The 20,749-nt window shown below is 32.2% G+C and carries 21 protein-coding genes; 1 reads left to right on the top strand and 20 read right to left on the bottom strand.

What is annotated here, in order from left to right; all coding sequences use genetic code 11:
- Positions 1-122: 122 nt before the first annotated feature.
- From E7276_RS05325 to E7276_RS05260, 14 genes are all read right to left on the bottom strand, one after another.
- Entirely contained in the window at positions 123-1,259 is a 1,137-nt protein-coding gene (locus E7276_RS05325) for a rhamnan synthesis F family protein (protein WP_294214661.1), read from the bottom strand.
- Positions 1,260-1,289: 30 nt separating this feature from the next.
- Positions 1,290-1,775, bottom strand: coding sequence for a hypothetical protein (locus E7276_RS05320; RefSeq protein ID WP_294214659.1), 486 nt, complete (start codon positions 1,773-1,775; stop codon positions 1,290-1,292).
- Positions 1,776-1,786: 11 nt separating this feature from the next.
- Entirely contained in the window at positions 1,787-2,587 is an 801-nt protein-coding gene (locus E7276_RS05315) for a glycosyltransferase (protein WP_294214657.1), read from the bottom strand.
- Positions 2,584-3,858 carry a glycosyltransferase family 4 protein gene (locus E7276_RS05310; RefSeq protein WP_294214656.1) on the bottom strand — a complete coding sequence of 425 codons (1,275 nt, stop codon included), beginning with the start codon at positions 3,856-3,858 and terminating at the stop codon, positions 2,584-2,586. The genes E7276_RS05315 and E7276_RS05310 overlap by 4 nt, the downstream gene beginning before the upstream one ends.
- A 39-nt stretch (positions 3,859-3,897) precedes the next feature.
- Complete coding sequence (locus tag E7276_RS05305; protein WP_294214654.1) at positions 3,898-5,115, bottom strand: glycosyltransferase family 10 domain-containing protein; 1,218 nt, start codon at positions 5,113-5,115, stop codon at positions 3,898-3,900.
- Between the two features lie 34 nt (positions 5,116-5,149).
- Positions 5,150-5,827, bottom strand: coding sequence for an FkbM family methyltransferase (locus E7276_RS05300; RefSeq protein ID WP_294214653.1), 678 nt, complete (start codon positions 5,825-5,827; stop codon positions 5,150-5,152).
- Positions 5,828-5,870: 43 nt separating this feature from the next.
- Complete coding sequence (locus E7276_RS05295) at positions 5,871-6,137, bottom strand: hypothetical protein (protein WP_294214651.1); 267 nt, start codon at positions 6,135-6,137, stop codon at positions 5,871-5,873.
- Between the two features lie 379 nt (positions 6,138-6,516).
- Entirely contained in the window at positions 6,517-6,900 is a 384-nt protein-coding gene (locus E7276_RS05290; RefSeq protein ID WP_294214650.1) for a DUF1796 family putative cysteine peptidase, read from the bottom strand.
- Entirely contained in the window at positions 6,897-8,039 is a 1,143-nt protein-coding gene (locus E7276_RS05285; RefSeq protein WP_294214648.1) for a glycosyltransferase family 2 protein, read from the bottom strand. The genes E7276_RS05290 and E7276_RS05285 overlap by 4 nt, the downstream gene beginning before the upstream one ends.
- Position 8,040: 1 nt before the next feature.
- Positions 8,041-9,234, bottom strand: coding sequence for a glycosyltransferase family 2 protein (locus E7276_RS05280; RefSeq protein ID WP_294214646.1), 1,194 nt, complete (start codon positions 9,232-9,234; stop codon positions 8,041-8,043).
- A 26-nt stretch (positions 9,235-9,260) separates the two neighbouring features.
- Positions 9,261-10,376, bottom strand: coding sequence for a glycosyltransferase (locus E7276_RS05275; protein ID WP_294214643.1), 1,116 nt, complete (start codon positions 10,374-10,376; stop codon positions 9,261-9,263).
- A 49-nt stretch (positions 10,377-10,425) separates the two neighbouring features.
- The gene (locus E7276_RS05270; protein WP_294214640.1) at positions 10,426-11,331 is read right to left on the bottom strand and encodes an Rpn family recombination-promoting nuclease/putative transposase; all 906 of its coding nucleotides are present in this window, start codon (positions 11,329-11,331) and stop codon (positions 10,426-10,428) included.
- A gap of 383 nt (positions 11,332-11,714) precedes the next feature.
- Positions 11,715-12,971, bottom strand: a complete 1,257-nt coding sequence (locus E7276_RS05265) for a CDP-glycerol glycerophosphotransferase family protein (RefSeq protein WP_294214637.1) — start codon at positions 12,969-12,971, stop codon at positions 11,715-11,717.
- A 244-nt stretch (positions 12,972-13,215) separates the two neighbouring features.
- Complete coding sequence (locus E7276_RS05260; protein WP_294214634.1) at positions 13,216-13,383, bottom strand: hypothetical protein; 168 nt, start codon at positions 13,381-13,383, stop codon at positions 13,216-13,218.
- A gap of 172 nt (positions 13,384-13,555) precedes the next feature.
- Here E7276_RS05260 and E7276_RS05255 point away from each other — a divergent pair, with 172 nt between their 5' ends.
- A complete protein-coding gene (locus tag E7276_RS05255; protein ID WP_294214631.1) occupies positions 13,556-14,239 on the top strand; it encodes a hypothetical protein in 684 nt (227 codons plus the stop codon).
- 280 nt (positions 14,240-14,519) lie between these two features.
- Here E7276_RS05255 and E7276_RS05250 read toward each other — a convergent pair whose 3' ends face one another.
- The 6 genes from E7276_RS05250 to E7276_RS05225 form a co-directional block, all read right to left on the bottom strand.
- The gene (locus tag E7276_RS05250) at positions 14,520-14,846 is read right to left on the bottom strand and encodes a hypothetical protein (RefSeq protein WP_294214628.1); all 327 of its coding nucleotides are present in this window, start codon (positions 14,844-14,846) and stop codon (positions 14,520-14,522) included.
- Between the two features lie 19 nt (positions 14,847-14,865).
- Positions 14,866-16,263, bottom strand: a complete 1,398-nt coding sequence (locus tag E7276_RS05245) for an ATP-binding protein (RefSeq protein WP_294214626.1) — start codon at positions 16,261-16,263, stop codon at positions 14,866-14,868.
- A gap of 422 nt (positions 16,264-16,685) precedes the next feature.
- A complete protein-coding gene (locus E7276_RS05240) occupies positions 16,686-17,927 on the bottom strand; it encodes a type II toxin-antitoxin system HipA family toxin (RefSeq protein WP_294214624.1) in 1,242 nt (413 codons plus the stop codon).
- 8 nt (positions 17,928-17,935) lie between these two features.
- The gene (locus tag E7276_RS05235; RefSeq protein ID WP_044936452.1) at positions 17,936-18,247 is read right to left on the bottom strand and encodes a helix-turn-helix domain-containing protein; all 312 of its coding nucleotides are present in this window, start codon (positions 18,245-18,247) and stop codon (positions 17,936-17,938) included.
- A gap of 462 nt (positions 18,248-18,709) precedes the next feature.
- Positions 18,710-18,853, bottom strand: coding sequence for a hypothetical protein (locus tag E7276_RS05230; RefSeq protein ID WP_294214614.1), 144 nt, complete (start codon positions 18,851-18,853; stop codon positions 18,710-18,712).
- A 222-nt stretch (positions 18,854-19,075) separates the two neighbouring features.
- On the bottom strand, positions 19,076-20,659 hold the full coding sequence (locus tag E7276_RS05225) for an AAA family ATPase (protein ID WP_294214611.1): 1,584 nt from the start codon (positions 20,657-20,659) through the stop codon (positions 19,076-19,078).
- Positions 20,660-20,749: the final 90 nt, after the last annotated feature.

Below are 20,749 nucleotides of genomic sequence, written 5' to 3'. Positions count from 1 at the left end.
CATATGAACGAACTATAACGAATAGTAATTGGAGTGAAATGCTCCATATGTTTAGTTGTTATTATTATTTCAAAAGTTCCGCTGTCAGTCACGACGGTGGATTACTAAGCGCTTACTATTATTTATTTAATGCTATACTCTTGTCTTTGTCTTCTATTTGGAATGAATATATTCTTCGGGTTCATCTTTCTAATTGCTATTTTATAGACATCTCCCATAAATTCACTACCTACCCCTATAATTATTCCATCTAATTCTTCTAGTGTTATCTCATCAATCAGAAATACATTCTCCGCCGTCTCACCACTAGTTATTACAAAATTTGTTTTATAACCTAAACCTAATGATTCTATTATGTCCATTAATATGTTCCCCATTTTCCCAGAACCATATATATATATATTATTATGTGATTCGCAAAAGATTTTTAGCTCTTCAACACTCACGGTGCTGTTATTATCACTCATGTCATAGCGAATCCAATTCTCCCATACGCAATCAAAGTCATATTTATATGATTTTCTTATAAAAGCTTCAACATTTTTGACTTTTTTAATGGATCTAAAACTAATTGCTTTTCTTTTTATTATGGGACATTTATAACTCATTATAATATCTTCCAATTCATCACGATATGGATTCGTTTTTCTTTCTATAAGCGCCTTTCCGCCACAAATATCCAAATATGAGTTTCCTTCATATTTTCTTTTTTGCAACCAAGTGTTTAATCCAATTTCATATTCTTCCACAGCCTCATCATGATTTGAGGCATATGGTAGTTTCCTCCAAAAATCCCAAAACTCTGTATTGTCTAGTATATTTTTCCTAAAACAAAAAAAATAACCTTGTATATGCGATTTCAAACCATGTGAAGACATACATTGCTCTTCACTCCTTGTCAGTCCCCAATAATCACATTTTTCGCTTTTCATTTCGTCAAAAACTATTTTCCAACTATAAAAAGGCCCATAAAAAGTGTCGTTCATCAATACTAATTCATCATATTTTTTTATAGCATCAATTCCTACAAAATTGATTAGGACATCTTTATATGCCCCGCCGTCAAATCCGTTGTTTTTTCTAAAATAAACGTCATTTGAATACTTAGTTAGAATTTCTATACCTTTGTCCTGAATGCCTCCATTCACAACAACAACAAGACGATCTGAAATATTTTTATTTTCAGATAAAAGTTTTTCTAAGTATAAGTCTACTTTGCCCTCAAAATCATAGACTACAAATATAATAATTCTCTTCACATTATCTATCATGCTAAAACAAACCTATTCTTATACTATCAAGTTCAAAGGTAACACTTCTCTTTCTTCATTAAGATGCTTTAATTCATTTTCTATATCTTCAAAATCTAGATAAGGTGTAACTATAATACAATCAACATCTGTATCGATATCATTTACACCTCTCACGTTCTTTCCATCAATATTCTTGCCTTCCAAACCTTTATCTATAAAGAAACAGACGAAAATCCCTTCTCTTTCTAATAGTTTTACTAATAACCTGCCCATACTTCCGCACCCATATATAGCCAATTTATTGTATTTTTTCTGGACTAAAGTCTGGAATAGTTCATCACCACTAATTAATTTTTCTATCATTTTTAATGCAAGTTCAAAATATGATTTAAATTTCATTATATTGGCATCTTTATTTTTTGCTAGAAAAACCATAATATGCAAGCTCATTCCACCAACAATTATTCCACCAGCAATCATACCAATTAATAATCCTATCAATAGTAATAATATTTTATTCATACATTACCTTTTTACATTTTCATCATTATTGTTTCACGAATTGACCAGTATAATAAAAACTTCATACTTCTAAACGAATGCTTATTAATAACTAAAGGATTATTACCAAAACTTAATTCTGACGATTTGTCTTCTAAGTGCATTATGAAAGTATTTTCTACATATTCTTGTCTCAAACTTTTTTCTTTACACATCAGATATAGAATAGGTTCTTCTAAATATAGAAAAGTTCGCTTATAAAACCCCTCATAGTACCTAAAAAATGCTGGCGTGAATAAAAGTGCACACCCATGCAAAAAATACGAATCATCCGTCGTTTTGATAGGTAAATTAAATGAAGTTCCTTTAATATATGCATAAAAATTCAGGTACAATTTCAAAATATTATCTATGTGTAAATCGATTTTATTTCTCTGCTGGATACTATTATCTGCCGTTATTATTTTACTTCCGATAACCCCTACATCACTTTCGTATTTCGCTAACAACTTTTTGAAATAATCCTTTTCCAAAAAAACAACATCATTATTACAGCAAAATACAAATTCTGCGTTTAACATAAGTCGAGAAAATTTTATCCCATAATTGTTCCCCCTTGCATATCCAACATTACTATCTGTTTTAATAACATGAATATCTTTATTACTGCTATATTCTTTTTTCAAAATAGTATATGATTCATTATCTGAACAATTATCCACTATCACAATTCCACACAACGAGTATTTCATTGACAAAATACTCTCTACACAAACTATTGTGTCCTCATAATTCAGATAATTTAGTATTACAACTGCAATCCTACTTTTCATGATTCATTAGTCTGCTTTTCAACTGCCATTATTGTCTTGTAGTTTTCGTACATTATTTTTCCAAGTTTAGATGGATTATGCCTTTCACGTGCACTTCTTTTTCCGTTTTCAGATAAGTTTTGTGCCAATATATCATCTGCAAAGACATCACAAATATATCCAGCCAACATATATTCTGCATCATGAGGATAGAATAACCCATCCTTCCCATGGTTAATTATCTCGTTACACCCACCTACATATGATGCAATCATTGGCGTTCCAATATACATTGCTTCACATATTGAATTGGATGGATTTTCAACATTTGATGGGGACACGGAGACATTAACTCTCAAATAATATTTAATCATCTCATCGACTGTTATTTGTCCTATAAAATCTACATTTTCCACGATATCTAATTCAGAAATTAGTCCTCTAATATAGTGTCCATAAGGCGAAATCTCTCCATTAGTTTCATGTAATGGGGAAGTACCTGCAATATATACTTTGACATCTTTATAACTCTTTTTTACTATAGGTAATGCTCTTAATAAAAAATGCAATCCTTTTATAGAATACGTACCTTGGCTTACAAAGATTGTATGTCGTTCAATTTTATTAACATTCCAAAATACCGTTTGCTTATAGTATTCTTCCCTAAGAATTCTATGACACTTAAAATAATGAACATCAGGATTTATTTGCTTGGAACATATTCTATCCCAGTCAGTTCTTCCACTTACCCATTTAACATTCCTAATATCAAATATCTCATTGACTCCCCTTATTTCAAAATTATTTCTTTCCGATTCAATACTTTGGTTTAATGAATTGCACCATTGAGTCTCATTTATCTCTATACCAGAATGGTAATGCTTTGCATAGACAGATACTAATCCTTGAATATCAATAATCGTCCTATTTTGGAGATTTCTTTTCACACATACCTCTACAGCTGTCCTAGAGTGACTATATTCAGTTCCCCATATGTGCACTATGTCAGGCTTGAAATCTTCTATTATTTTTTCAAATATCTCTTCCGTTTTTGGATTATAAATACCTATATCATCAGATGCCTCCATTGAGAAATACCTATGATTATGGGCTTTTCCCTGTATCATTTTCTCTGTTGTACGAATTGGAAAGCATAATCCCACCTCGACATCTTTGTATTTTTCTATTTCTGACAACATGCCAGAAATCCATCCACCAAATACATTCTTTTTAACTCTATATTCCTCACTGAACTGCGGAAGTATAATATTACAAATCCATAGTATTTTCATTTAGTTATTCCTATCTCAATAATAAACCACTCACTTTAACTACTTTATACAATCTTTACTAAATGATGATATAGACTTTAAAATTTCCTCTTGTTTGTATAATACACCAGTAACATACTTTTGAGGTCCCTTCATCCTTCTATATGCAGCAGACTTATCCTGTTCAAATATGTTAAACAAAAAATCCGCAAAATCTTGATGATGCTTCTCTAAATCAAAAGATTTGTTGAACATCTCTTTTCTCAACATTTCAAGATATAAATCATTATCCTTATCTATTTGAATTATTCTTTTTACAATCTCTTCAATGGTGGGGTAATCTCTACAATCAATATACGCTTCTTTATTGTAGATATCTTCTATCGCCCCCCCTAGATATATAGGAATTGTATATGCCATAAATGCATCTTGAATCTTTTCCGTCATAAAATCATTTGACGTAACACTCTCAATAGCCAATGAAAACTTATAATTTTTTGTCTTTTCAACTTTATTACTCATTGAGACGGTTTCATCCGACACATTTTTCAGATATCCCCCTAATGCATCCACTCTCTTGTACTTCGATAGTTCTTCAAATATTCTTCTCCTTAAATCATCATCCCTTTCGTGACTATATATGAAATTACAAAACTTGTCTTTTTTTTCTATGTCAATCTCAACTTGTTTCCTTTTTCTCAAAAAATAGAACCACCGACAAAATCTATCTTCATACTCAAGTCCTCTATTATAACCAACTGCATAATCTACATAATTAAAATCTGGAGATATATTTTCTCCCGAATAAAAAATTCGTATACCATCATATTTTAAATACTCATATGGTTTTCCAAACATAGAACAAAAGACATAATCTGGGTTATTTTCTTCTATAACGACATCATATCTTTGTTTTAAAATATCTATAAAGAAATTATTATTAATGTCGAATCCATCCCAAAAACCAATAAAATATACTCTAACTTTCTTTCTTTTATATTTAATTAACTCTAAATAATTTTTTGTACTAAAAAAGTCAATATTTTCTTCTAGACCATATGATTCTAGTTGCTTTTTTATTTCTACATAATAATCAATAGGTGTTATGATTATTTTACGATTTTTTAGCACTTCAACAGAGGGCTTATATACAGCTATTCCAAATAAACTTTTAGCTCTAAACGCATTGTCACAAAAGAAATCTATTTGATTTTTACCAAGTAAATTATAAAGCTTTCTACCCTCTATTCCACATCCAAAACAAACTACTTTATCCATTTTTGGCCTCGCAACTTATTGCTTTCCATATACATCAGCTGTTTTTCTTAATAAAATAATCATCCTGTATAGTTGAAAAGACGTAATACCCCTTGCTTCTCATATAATCATGCACCACTCTTTCATCATAGTTTTTTTCAACTACCATGATTTTTATTTCTAGTTTTTCAAAATCAATAGTCTTTAATATGTTCCACTCTGCACCTTCTACGTCAATCGAGCAAAAGTCTATTTGGGGAATCTTGTCATAATACTCTGATAATATATTCTCAAGAGTATCAACTTCTACAGTTATCTCTTCAATACACCCACCATGCTCTGCAAGTTCTTGCTCTAACTGTTTTTCTTGTGCCTCTTGTATATTATCTATCAACCCACTTAGCATTGCTGAATATCCATTTATTTTTCGGAAAGCCATCCGACCAGACTTATCTGATACAGCTTTATTAACCGTTATACAATTTCTATTTTGTTTTAGCCGATTATATACATCTGGATTAGGTTCTATACAAACTCCGTCCCATCCAAGCTGCTCGAATAACCATGTATTAGAGAATACTATTCCATCATGTGCGCCAATATCCACAAAAATCCCCTTGTCTTTGGCTCCTAATAATAAAAGCTTTAACGCATGTACATCTTGCGCGAGTTGACCTCTGCTTTGAAGTTTAGGTTGTCCTTCAAAATATCTCCAGTAATTCTTTTCTCCCATTATTGAAATTAATTTCTTGTAATCCACTCCAACATAATTGGTATCAAAATAAAAATAAAGATATTGTGTTTTTAATATTTAATATTTTTATCGTATTTGATATTTCTGTGTAATAATCAAACCTTTTAACTGAAATCACTATTGCGTCATATTGTTCTTTTAATATTTCCGAAGGCAAGTACACTTTTTTTCCTTTAAATGTTTCTTTTGTTCTTTTGGTCTCTATGAAACCTATAAGATTCGGAATTCCATTTTCTATTAATTCTTCCGCACCTTCTCCTGTTCCCCATATTACGCATCTATTATTCATATATGTTCCCCCTAATGCATTATTACTCTTTTATACTCACGTCATTGTTGGATACAAATTTGTATCCAAAACCTCAACGTTTTTATAACACTCACTTACTAGAAAATCGTATATTTGTTGTGACTTCAGTTCATTAACACATATCAACATATATGCTTCTTTGGGATAAATACTATAAGTATTTACACATGCACCAGCAATTTCATCTAATCCATTATCTTCAGTTACTGCAATCCCATCTATCTATAAACCAATACTTCTAAAGAATATTATCATTCTTCGTGCATAAACGCCTGCCCCATTAATTATAAATATCTTATTATCATTTCTTTTTTTTACCAATAACTATGAAATTTTATGCTATTATTTGTTGCGTAATTCAATAATACCTTCTGCCACATACAATGGTTGCCATAATGTGGATCTTCGTCAATAGGAGTATCATTGAATATATATTCTTCGAATCTTCCACCCATTTTCCTTCCCATTTTCCCTCACTTTGTTTTTCTGCAGTATAATCAATGCATTCCTTGAAAAAATCGGTGTAACTTGTTTCAAAAAGGTGTAAAGTTGTTGCTAACGAATACTCCATCATCCAATCTAGCGGCGCAGAAAAATCTCTTAGATAGTTTAATCGCATAGCCATCGCAACTTTACAATTTCTCCCAATCGATATTGCCAAATCATATATCTGTCTTTCTTTCAACCCCTCATCAATCTCTATTGACTTGTCGCTATATCCTTGTCTTCTATGTTTATTCATATCAATTTACTGTATATAACTTCTCCTATCCTAAATGGATTATTTTTATTCGCTACCGCCTCCCTTATCTTCTCATAATCATATTCATCCTTTTCGTACCTTAAGATTGAATCTAGCAATTCATAGGCAAAACAGTATTTTGTTCTGCGTATGCTTTCAACGCCTGTTCTATTAATAAATTCAAGCAGTACTGATAAAAATCTACATTCCATTTCCTCTAACTCATCTGAAAAAACATTATAAATTGTTTTATCAATCGATTCTTCAAACATTATAGTGAATCTTTCCTCTAAAGATTTACTACTTTCATTGAATAACAATCGCCTTAGCTCATCTGAAAACCTAATTCTTCTCTCTTTTTTTATGTGATCCACAACTTCCTTTTGTGTTATTTTTAAATAGTCTATCGTCTTAATTGCCTCGTCGTAAAACCTGTTATATAATTCATGCTCATACCCATAATATTTACCAATAGAGGTATTTCCTTTTCCCTCCTCATATATGTAAAACCTATATATGTCGTCAGCTAAAATAACATAATTATTAATGTGCCTGAGCATTTTAATATTTAATAGATAATCTGCCCCGAATACGTCATTATCAAATAGTTCGTTTGTAAACAATGCTCTTTTATATAAATTTGCTTGGTTATAAAGAAGTCCACTTTTTAGCAAATAATATATGCTTTCATTACTAAGTGTATTTACATACTCCGTTTTCTCTACCAACGGATTTAAAGGCTTTGTCGAAATTATTCTTTGATCATTATCGCAAGTGCTCATTTCTACTTTTGTCCACACAACATCGGGATGACTATATTTTTCTATTGTTTTTCTCATAGAATCGATTGCACCAGCAACTAATATATCATCTGAGTTCAATATATAAATATATTCTCCTTTTGCTGCTTTAATACCATTATTAAAACTTGCATATATCCATTGATTTTTTTGATGAATCACAGAAACATTCTTATTATTTTCTGCTATAGCATCTACAATTATCGGGGTTGAATCGGTCGACCCATCATCTATAATCACTACTTCTACATCATTTCCTGCTGCTAGAACACTATTTATTGCATTATTTATATATTTTTCATTATTATAAACTGCTATTATGATTGATATTAATATCATTTCATAAATCCTCTAAAATTCTATTAAATTGCGGATTAATATACTTCAAATTCAACTTATTTACTGCAATATTTTTAATTCTATTCTTATCTATGCCTCGAGCAGCCAAACTAGTCTCTATCTCCATTCGTGCTCTATATAATGTTACAGCCACAAGAATTAACGTATTATTATCTTCATCTGAAATTACTAATGGCGATTGTACCTTCATTTCTTCATTATTTACTTTTTTTGTATATCCATATTGTGAATCGACCCAAGCTATTAGTTCATATTTGTTACTTTTTAGAATGTGTTTTACTAACTCTTGTCCGAAAGCTCCTGCCCCGTATACGATAACTCGTTCTCCCTTCTTAACGCCTTCAAAAGGATATAATTCATCCAGCCATCCAAATGCTTCCTCATAACCAGCAATTAAGAAATCTCTTATCACAAACTGTACCAACTCTTTTTTCATTATTGCCGGTGCATTTTCTCTTTCTAGCTCCTTTTTTAGATATTCTGTTAGCATTACCTCATTATTAAATATACTTTTAGAATGAGAATGACTGACAGAGTCACTATTCATTCTATATTGGTAAAAAGCATCTCCCATCAAATACATCTTATTAGCCTTAAAAAACGCCATCCAAATGATTCTATCTTCAGAGAAAAATATATTCCTGTCTAAACTATACAAGTACCCCTCTATCAAATTCCTATTTATAAGGTGCCCACATAAACCAATAGGAATCTGACATTTATAAAACTCGTCTAGACTCAATACATTGCACGCTATATCGCGTCCGCCATAATATCCTTCTGGTATCATCGGAATTGCACTTTTTTTCCCGTTTGGAAACACTTTTTCCATTGCGCATGTTACAATATCTGCGCCATATTTCTTCTTTGTTTCTGACATAGCTGACAGTGTATTTGGCAATATATAATCATCTGCATCAAGAAAAAATAATTCATCCCCTTCACTCATTCTTAGTGCCTCTATACGTGCACTGTTTGCTCCACCATTTTCTTTTGCAGCAAGTTTAATTTTTCCATCGTTCTTATACACTTCCAGTATCTTTAAACTGTCATCAATAGAGCCATCATCAACTACTACCACCTCATATTCAACACCCTTCTGGGATAAAACAGAATTAATGCATTCGTTTATATATTTTTCTGAATTATACACTGGTATTATCACACTTATCATTGCAATTACCCTTACGACTTAACTATCTAAATATTTTTATACTCATTTTCAATAAATACTATTTCATTCTTTAGGTCATATCTAGCATCGATTATTGTTTTTTTCATGTTCTTTCGAACATAAGGTTTTGAATATCTTTTTAGTACACTACTCCATGAATCTTGGTCTTCTTCAATTCGAAAACAGTTTTCAGATATTTCTACTTCTTTAGGTAAATTTTCATTAAGCAATACTTTTAAACCAGCAGCCTGTGCTTCTATAGCTACTAATCCTAATCCCTCAAATCTACTTGACAGCGCAAATAAATCAAACACCTGATACAGTTCATTCACATCATATCTTAGCCCAAGGAGTCTTACTTGATCTTCTATTTCAAGCTCTTTTATTAGAAATTCTATCTCGTCTCTTAATTCCCCCTCTCCAACTATCAGCAGTTTGTATTTTTCATCACCTTTAAACGCATCTGCAAAAGCTCTAATTAGTAATTGTTGATTTTTCGGATAACAAAGTCTTCCTATATTGCCAATAACAAAAGCTTCATCATCAACCCCAAGTTCTTCACGCTTTGCACGTCTGATTTTTTCATTATATAGGAATTTATCAACATCTATAGCATTATGCATTATCCTGATACGTTCTCTAGAAATCTGTGGGCCAAAAAGCCAATCTGCTGCCATCTGTGAACACGCCCAATAATCCGTAGCCAAGTCTTCCGTGAATTCTTGCTTTACTTTATTATGTATTTCTGTTTCTTTTTTTCTAATTTCTTCATCATTATTGTCACATCTGGTACTATGTGAATGGACAATAACCTTCTTAATGCCTCTTTCTTTGCAGATTTCTTCAACAATAACGTTCTTCCATTGCTTAGTGTGCAAATGAACCACGTCGTAACCATTGTCTAATATCTTATTAAACTCTTCTCTAAACTTAGCTCCATCCTGGGTTGGATAGCATGATAAATAAAAAATCTTTGCACCTGTTTTTTCTATTTCATCAGCAAAATCTAGTTTAGGACTCATCGTAGCAAAGTCGCACTGGAATCTAGACTTATCCATCATATACCAGTTATCTAATGCATAATGAGTTATACCACCATATGAATTTGCTATTGGAAATTGAAGGATTTTAATTTTCTTCATAAAAAATTCCCCATGCAAGATACGTTATACCTTACATGAGGAGCCACACTTACTTATTCAATTCTTCATATATTGCATCAACATCAAACTCTGGAGCGTGATTTATAGCAATATCGTAAATCCGTTTTACTGTATCAACATCTTCTTCTAATTCATCAGATATTATTTCTATCGACTTATCTTTTTTTATTTTGCAAATAATCTGTTTAATTAATTTTTTTAATTTACCTTCTATAAGACCTTCTGCATGTCCTTCTGCACGTCCTTCCGCACGTCCTTCTGCTAATCCCTCTTCTCTTGCCTCTGCTTTGGCATCTAAATATACTAAATTGGCAAACATCTTGTATTCCTCCCTCCATTCTTCCTGCTTAATTGCTCGAGAAACACTTTTATGAATCTTTGCAGTTAAATTATCGCAAGGTTTCTTTGTTACCAAATAATCAAGAAATGCTTTCATTTTAGGCGATATATTATCTCTACTGCCATTTGCATTCAAAAAGATTTTTGTAACCCCATCACCAAGTTTAATATTTGTATTTTCGACACAAATATTTTTAAAAGTATATTTTGGATATCCAGCCGAAAACGGTTCGTCAAGACATATGAAAACAATAATCATATCTTTTAGATTCTCATAATCATTACCTGTATCTAATAGTACAGAATCAATACTGCTCTGATAGAATCTAGTTCGACGTGGAAGATTACGTTTGACAACAGTTTGCATCTCGATGTCATACACAACTTTCTCTCCATCAAGATACACATCCAAACGAACTCCTTTTCCCTCGTATCTGGGTTTTATCTCTTTTTGCTTAACAGGATTTCCAATATCCAGAACCTTTCGCTCTAAAATTAATTCGATAATCTCTTTACAAAGTTCTTTATCATTTTCTAATACCTTGCTAAACATAAAATCATCAGCAAAGGTAAGTTCCTCATATCGTTTTGTCACTTTTTTCTCCTTTAATTATAAAATCTAAATTCTTTTTCATCAAGGAGATATGTTGAACTATCAATCTGCCCATTATCTCCTTCCTTGCTGACTGACGAATCAAATATGCAAAGAAGTAGATATAAAAATAGACACTACAAAATAAAGAGATTAATACTACTGTTGCTGGTCAATAGTCATAACTCATGCGGTAACTACAAAAATCATCGTATGGTGGGAAATCTGACCGATATGGTCACGATGTCTTTTACATATTTGAAATTCGTTAGTGATTATAGCATGCGTTATATCTCATGTAAAGTATAAAGTTTTCAAGCTACTATGTAACTATTATATGCTAAGCCTATAATAAAAAGCTCATTGCCATTTCTTTTCAATCAATCCTATATTCCCATTCTCCTAATTACCTCTTCAGACACTCTCTTGCTTGCCTGACCATCAAACACGAGTCCTATCTGCCTATGGAATAATTCCAATTCCAACTCATACTGTTCTCTATCAAATCCCTCAATATTCATCTCCAACTCATCATCATTAGTTGCTACGCTAAATGGGAATTTCCAATTCTCATCACCAAACATTTCTTGATTAGAACGAATATTATCTAATGGATCTGTAGCCATATTCCAATATAAAGAACCTCTATCATGTTGATATTGTTTAATATCATCCGCATATATAAATACTGGAATTTTTGCAAAGCCTGCTTCAAAACAAGCGCTAGAATAGTCGGTGATATAGGCATCCATTGCTGCCATTATCTCATACAAATCATCTGCCTGGCTCTCATTTAAAATTCGTCCAGCAATATCGTCATTACGATAATCATCAAATCCTGCTGCAAGCTGTGGATGTACTCTAAAACAAATATACCAAGTACCACCAAATTTACTTTCTAGATTACGTAGCAATCTTTCAAAATCGATTGACCATATTTCTGAATAAACAAAGCGCTTACCATCCTTAGCCCCCTCACGAAATGTTGGAGCAAAAAGTAAAATCTTAACATCCTCTGGTAACCCATTTCGCTTGCGATAGCCAGCCTTTATAGCACTCCTGTCTCCATATAAAACGTCGCATCTTGGTGCACCAGTTTTCAAACAATGTCCTTCATAAATAAGACCCTTTGGCGTTGCGTAATCGCAAAACTTTGAATCGGTGATCAAATCATCTATCATGTCTGAATCATTTTTGCTTACTAAGTACGCTATCTTTGAAAATCCGGAGCCGCGCCACAGTCCAACTGTCTTGATTCCAAGAGTATAGTGATTTGTATTTAAATAATACTGTCCCTTGCGCTTCACTGTGCCATAAGGTTTTCTATAATTATCAATCCATACTTTTGATCTGCTGAGCCAATAAGCTCTTGACCACAAAGCATTTGGGACCTTTTTAATATAATTAGGGAATTCCTTATCCCAAGCATTTTCATTTACAAACCACACAAATTTAATATCAGGATTCATCTCGTGAAGTTTTGAAACAACATACTTAGGATTACAGCCAAATCCGCCCTTTCCCTCGAATGCGCAGACACTAACTAGCTTTTCATCAATCGGGAAAAAACTACATATATAAAAAGCAAGGCTATTAAGGAAAGCTTTTATTTTTCTCCAGCAAATATATAATTTTTTCTTCATCTCGCATTCAAGCTTCACACATTTCTAATAGTTCTATAATAAACAAGGCTCCGCACCACCAGGTGCGAAGCCCTTCTTTATCTCACTATTTCCTTAACTCCCCACCAAGCATTCAATTTAAAATGTTTAGCTGTATAGGATATAGAGTTGCTTAATCCACATAGCTATAATTATGTATTAATTATAGTTAATTTCAGCACTATATTCAATTAATTAGGTGGTACATCACAGAATTGTCACAATATTACATCTCTCTCCCCACAGGCTCTCCCCAGTCAAAATCATATACCTCTATTTCACCGTCATATTCTTTGAGTCGCTCTACAAAGGATTTATGTTCAAATACTTTACTACTATCTTCTGATTTTTCCATTCCAACCATTTCTTGTTTTGCACAATTTACTAACTCCACTTTTCCAACCTCTTTTACATACATTTTAATAGCTTTTCCAACTTTACTTCGATTATAGCATAAGAAACAAATGGCTTCGCAGTATCAGCCGCGTCGCCATTTTCATTAGTTAATGGTTAATATTTATTTCACATCTCTATCCTATACTTACCATTATAAATAGGAGGATACCATGGACTATTTAACCAATGAAATCGTAGATCTATATCGAAAGCTTCAACAGACAGGTTCATCTATAGATAATTTCACTAAACTAGCAATCTTTCCAACTCAAGTTGGACAACTCTATAAACAATGTGAAAACAGAATGCTCGTTATTGGTCGTTGTCCCAATGGTTGGAATCATGAAACTTACATGAATTCTGAAGATTCTTTTCTCCAGTATCTACATAGTTCAGATTCCTGTTCATATATTCCAAATCTCACAAACTCTTCTTTTTGGAGAGTAACCAAACGAGTTTGGAATGAATTATTTTCATCTTCCTATAATGATAACTGGCGTGATTCTTTAGCTTGGACAAATCTTTATCGTATTACACCTTCTGTTTCAGGTAACCCCAATAATCGTCTATGTAAATTACAATTTGAAATATGTAAAAAACTATTAGAACTCGAGATTAAGCAATTGAACCCTACATGTATCCTTGCTATAACAGGCTGGACTGGTTGGGTTGATTGGAAAGAAAATTACACTTTCGCAGACCTTTTTTCAGATTTAACCGAATGTAAATCAGAACAAATCAACCATACTGGTTCTTTCAATGGTATACCAGTTGTTTTTACTAATAGACCTGAAAGAAAACCTGAGACTCCTTGGGTTAATGAAGTTGTGGAAGCTTTTCTAAATCCCAAATAAAAGAGACAAGTTTGTAGTTTTTTCTACCCATTGAGTTTTTTCATTACTTTTTACATCTTGATAATAATATTGGGGTTCAATTTGTCTATTGGTTTTGAGTTCATTCATGTATTTTTCTATGAAATATACATGTTCTATTGAGTACAAATCGACTATTTTGGAAAATTTTTCCTGTACCACTTATCTCTTTTTTCATCATCTATAGATATAGCAAAACGATCAATAATACGTCCAAGTGAAGACACATAATATTTCTGATTCTCAATATATGCATTTAAATCTAGTCCTGCCGAAATGGACTCTCCACATCTAGCGAAAACAATACCGGAATAATAAATAATCCAGATTCTGTCTTTGCTATTCCAAATTTTGAAAGTTCACATCCTTCTATAAATTCCACTCTTTTATTGAAGAACTCTTCTAACATTTCTACATCATATGCTTCCAAAGACATCCGCAAATTATATTTACTATATAAATATCTAACTAGTTCTTTCTGTCTCATTTTTTCTTCAATTACGACAATCTCTTCATTCTCTCCTTGTTCAATAAGCAACAAAACATTCCATACGAATAATCCAATTCCTTTTTCTATATCCCGTATCATAATAATTACCCCCATTCTTTTACATTATTTCAACCTTACTATAGAGTTCACTAATATCAATGTGTTCAATATTATCTCTTTCCTCATCCATAAATCCGCTAGATGAAAAGAAAACATATTTATAGCAATTCAATCCTGTATCCATTACCTGCTGAATTTCTTTTTCTATAACAGCATTAGATAACATCTTGTTTTTAAATTTAACCTCATAAAATACATATCCTTTCTCATCCTGGGTTACTATATCAAATTCACCATTCTTTTTATTAATTGGATCATCATAATAATATTTTCCTATTTTTTCTATTACTGGATCTACTTTACCTTTCTTATTCATAAGTATTAAATATTGTTTACAAATTTCTTCAAACATCTTTGGAACATAACTTTTCTCAAAATCCTCATTTATATATTTATTATAAAAAACATTCGCATCCATAATCTTCATTTGGGATAAATATTTGAATATATATCTATAGTAGAATAGCGAAAGGTTATCGCAAATATAATATCCAGCCTTCTTTTTGTTATTTTCATCATTTATTGGAGCTTTTTTTTCCACAACTTCCATTTTAATCAGTTTATCTAAAACATCCACCAATGTAGGTCCACTAGATACATGTGATTGTGATAGTATATCACTGTATTTACTATATCCGCGAGCAAGTGCTTCAAAGACCTCATTGGCATTTACTATTTTTTTGATTTCATAGCTTAAATACATTGTCACTTCATTTTCAAGTCTTGCTCCTTCTGAAGCAATCAGATCTATAATATTTTCTCGTACACTTTTTGACTCATCAATCAATCGATTATAATATGGTATACCTCCAAAAACAGAGTATAATCTAACTTTATCTTCATATGAAAAACTCGAATAAAACTTTGCAGAATCATAATAATCCATTTGTTTTAAATCTAATGTACAATCAACTCTTCCATAAAGCGGATTTGAATGCTCAAGCAAGGATTTCATCACTTCAACATATGATCCCAATATTATTAATGTTAGCTTAGATATTTTTCTATACTTATCAATTAATGCTTGAATAATACTATCCAAACCTTTTACATTATCTCTGAGATATGGATACTCATCTAAAACTAACGCCATTTCTTTTTTTTCTGATACTTGAAAAATATAATCCAATAGTTCCTCTACTGCTGTATATCCTAGTTTTGGCGTTCCAAATGTATCCTCCATAATTTGGCATATACTCTGCACATTACTTTCTTCTGCAACTTCTTTACATTCATAATATATGCTTTTTATATTTATTTCCGATAATGCCTGCTTTACTAGCTCACTTTTGCCTACTCTACGACGCCCATATATTAATACCATTCGCATTTCTTCAGATAGTATTTCTTTTTTTAGCTTTTTTAATTCTATATCTCTCCCAATAAATCCACTCATTTTATTCGATTCCCTCCGACTCGATTTATTTCGAACTAATTGTATTTTATATCTACTATTTGCATTTGTAAAGTTTTAATTCGGTATACACCGACTCGATTTACTCCGAACTATTTTTAATTTGGCTATCAACTTTATTTTGTGTTAATAAAAGCTTTATTTAGAACTTTAATCAGCATCACTTGTTTTTCCGCCCATTACCATTATATGTTACTTTGGTAATAGATTTTAAATTATATCAGTACAGCTAATCATTATTACATATATTACTTAAACGTACTTTTTAATAAATGTAATACCCCTCCTTTACTTGCAACAAAAAAGCGCACCGCATCATGCGATGCGAAGCGCCTATCATACTCTCAGTAAACTTTCGTGCCTGTCCACGTTACAATATTATTAAATCCTTAAATGGTCCCTAACTAAACAAATGCCACTTTCATTCGTTCAATTTCTCCTCTTCCAACACCATATTTAGAAGCTAGATTTTTCCAGTTATTGGTAACAATATCTTTTATTTTATCTACCATTTTTTCCGCATCTTTTTTCTCTATTCCATAATATGGTGCCGCATCAACAGCAACATCAAAATCTAACATAGACTCAGTATCATTTATATTTAGAGATAAGTATCGTCCATATATGTCTGGATTCACATCATACATTGGAGATAAGCTCCAACCATCATTTTCTAATATAAATCCGTGATTTCTGAAATGGTCGTCTGTATTAGACACAGCAATACTAAATACAATTCGTTTCCATAATTCCTTAATGTCATCCTTCGGATGCGCCCCATTTGCCTTAAGGAAAGAAACAATTTCTAAATAACTACTTCCATCTACTGCATTTGCTCCATCACTCTTTCCAAGCATTGTCATTGCGGATGAAAAGTGTATTCTTTTTTCGCCATCCCTATCGAATCTTTTTACAAGAAATGTTGTTCCAAGCTTTGAAAATTTCTCCGCTTTAGCTTCAGGCACATTTAGTCCACACATTATCGCCAAATCATGCACTACCATTTCCCATGCTCCCGAATCTATGTCATCATGTTTCGATGGGAATTTTGCAATCCAAAGTGTCTCATCTGGAGCTTTTACCGATGCCTTAGGACGAGCTCCCCCCAATGAAGAACCTGGTGCCAACAATTGCTTTAACCACTTATCATCTAGTCCATTATCTTCATTTTCAAAAGCTATTGATGCTTGCTCCAATTCTCTAAGAGAAGTCCATGGTGGAGTTGAGAATTCAACATCATCCGAAAGGAATGGTCCATCTTCATTTGTTTTAAATCTTAAGCCTCCCATTCTAGATTCGTCGTAAACACCTAACAAATAATCACTTTCTAAAAGCTTCCTTGGGCGCTCATCATTTTCCCTAGCTCGCAATTCCTCTCTACGATCCATAAGCTTTCGGCCCCATCTATCTGGACACGAATCTGCGAACGCTCCAAATATTTTTTTATCATCATTGATATACTGCCTGCCTTTATATAATTGCAAGTCTGGATCAATAACAAAATTTTGATGTTTCAACCATTCTTCAGAATATTCGAAGCTGTAAAATTCTCTACCACGAACAATAGATACGTTTATCTTACCAACCAATTCATTATCGAATTGTTCAAAATCAGCATATACAAATATTTCTTTTCCTGATTCCATTATTTACCTCATTTTCTTACTCTTTTTTTTATAGGCAATTCTAAATCTTGTAACTTTCTGCCTAATTCATCATCTTTCGCCACTAGCAATAAATCTTTATCCATGTAGTTAAGTGCATGCAGAACAGCTGCATAACAACCAATGGCAACAGATGATGCCCCCTTCTCAATAGATACAAGCGTAGCTCTACTAATCCCCGCTCTCTCTGCCACTAATTCTGCAGATAGCTTTCTACGCAATCTCGCATATTTTATTTGCAATCCCATTTCTTGTAATATTTCTTCTGTTTCTGGTAATAATACTATTGACTTCTTTGCCATATTATCATCTCCTTACATCAATAATATTAAACAAATCAATACAATTTTGTCAAATTTTATCGACTTAAGTATAATATAAACGTTTTTTTACGTAAACGTTTTTGAAATTAAAAAAATCCTATAAAATCGAGATTTATAACGACCCATTGCACGGTTTTATCATATATAGAGCAGTTATCTCTGTATTTGCCATCAACCATATAGAAACCTGCATAGCGACAGGACTTGCCAGCAAAAGATGAATTTAATCATTCAATTTCATTTTAGTATTTTCGGCACTTTTATTTTAGTAAATTCGGATTTTTCCTCTCTTGAAAATGTAAAATGAGATGGTTTCCCATCTCATTTCTTACAACTACATCATATTCCTTTTCTTTCAAAATTCTTCTTTGCGATTCTCCATACTTATGTGCATTTTTCTGCCTTTATTCTCATACACCCATGCGTGTTCAAACATCTTCATTATGCTGCATACAGTACTACTCCCTCTTTTTCAATATTATTAAAGAATGGATAATTGTCTACCCATTTATCAAATAATTCCTTGCTATGTGTCATAGGATTTATTATCTCTATGTAGTTTGCAAGTATTACATTTACTTCCATCTTCTTTTATCCTTCCGGCATCATTGTGACTTTCTATTATACCTTAGAAAGTCCTAAATATATCAAAAAAATCCCCATGTAATAAACGTTAAACCTTACATGAGGAGTAATCTCTACTTATTCAATTCTTCATATATTGCATCAACATCATACTCAGGAGCATGATTTATAGCAATATCGTAATGCAGCATTCAATATGCAAGTTTTATTACAAATCAATCCCTAAGATATTCTCTCTATTTTACATGTGTGAGTTTTATTTTTCTCATCATAATTGATTCCGACTAACACTATATCGCCATCAAAATCTTTTATCACACTTGGATAATTTTTTTCTTTTATTTGTTTTATAGCTGCATCCTCTGTCTTGTTCCATTTCAATTCCACGACCAACGCTGGCAAGTTTGAATTCTTTTTCGGAATATATACCACATCAGCTATACCCTTCCCTGACGGTAATTCTTCGACACGTACGTATTGATCAACGCATACAATATATGCAAATTTAATTACGTATCTTAAAGATTGCTCATCATTATAAAATGTGGGTGCATATGATGACTCTCTTATCTTTTCTATTCCTTTACACACTGAAGTCTCGTCTCCGTCAATTGTATCTTGAAGGAGCTTTCTTGATTTTTGAACAAGCTCACAAAGCTTTGTATTGTCAGCATTTTTTATTAAATCTTCAAATTCTGTTTTTACTTCTTTGTTAGGTATCATTACAGTTCTATCGTAAGAATTATATGCCAAATATCCTAAATGAACCATCAAAGTGAGTACATCATCTTTTGTTTTAAACGATTCCACATCATTTGCGAAACCATTAACATTTACCTCAATATTCTCTCCAGCTATTAATCTAATAATGTCATCCTGTAAGCCATTGAAGTTTAGATTTATATATGTCGGCAATGATTCTGCTGCAGATGTTTTCTGCCAAAATGATTCAAAATTCTGCATTCTAATTACGGACATTACAGAATATGGATTATAAATAGAATCCTCTTGTATAAATGAGTAGCCATCATACCACTCCTTCATCTTTTCGAAATTCTGATTAGTCTCCTCGCAAAGACACTTTACTTCTGTCTCCGTAAATCCGGTGTATCTAGCAAATCTTCCAGGATTTAAAACAGTATACTCCATAAAATCTGATATAGCTGATTCTGTCCCATCTTTTTTTATAGGGAGTATTCCTGTCATGTACGCAGCAGCTACTACCTGAGGTGTAAAATTTCCATTTTTAAACCATTCTCTTAATAAATTCAAATATATTATCTGGATTTTCTCATCATTTTTACCTTCTCTGATTACAGAGTCCCACTCGTCGATAATAAAGATGAACTGTTTACTACTTTTTTCTGCATAACCAATCAAACAATCTATCAACTCTGTTATTGCTTCTAGCTCCGGATAGTCCTCCACTAATTCACGTTTTATAGCTTCTGTGATATCAGATACAATCTCTCTTAATTCTCTTTCTTTGCTTTTTAAATTCGAAATAAAGCCTGTAATATCTAAATATAAAACATTAAACTTGTTAAGGTATTCCTTGTAGCTCGCTGTCTTGGCTACTTCATACCCGTTAAATAAGGATTCAGAGTCACAAGTGCAATCATAATATGCACATAACATCTGGGCAGCAAATGATTTTCCAAATCGTCTAGGTCTACTTACGCAAGTCAACTTTTGTGGTGTATTGATAGATTCGTTAATAAGACCGATTAATCCGGTCTTATCCACATAGTTTCCATTTGTAATTTGTGTAAACCCTGCATTACCTGGGTTTAAATATTTGCCCATTTTTTAATATCTCCTCGTATGAATTGCTGCTTCGTATTTACGATTATAACATACAATCATCATTAATATCTAATCACCATCAAAATGATT

Source organism: Pseudobutyrivibrio sp. (assembly GCF_015057185.1).
Classification (GTDB): Bacteria; Bacillota; Clostridia; order Lachnospirales; family Lachnospiraceae; genus Pseudobutyrivibrio.
The sequence above is the reverse complement of the archived record's forward strand: the minus strand, read 5'-3'. Positions and strand labels throughout refer to the sequence as shown.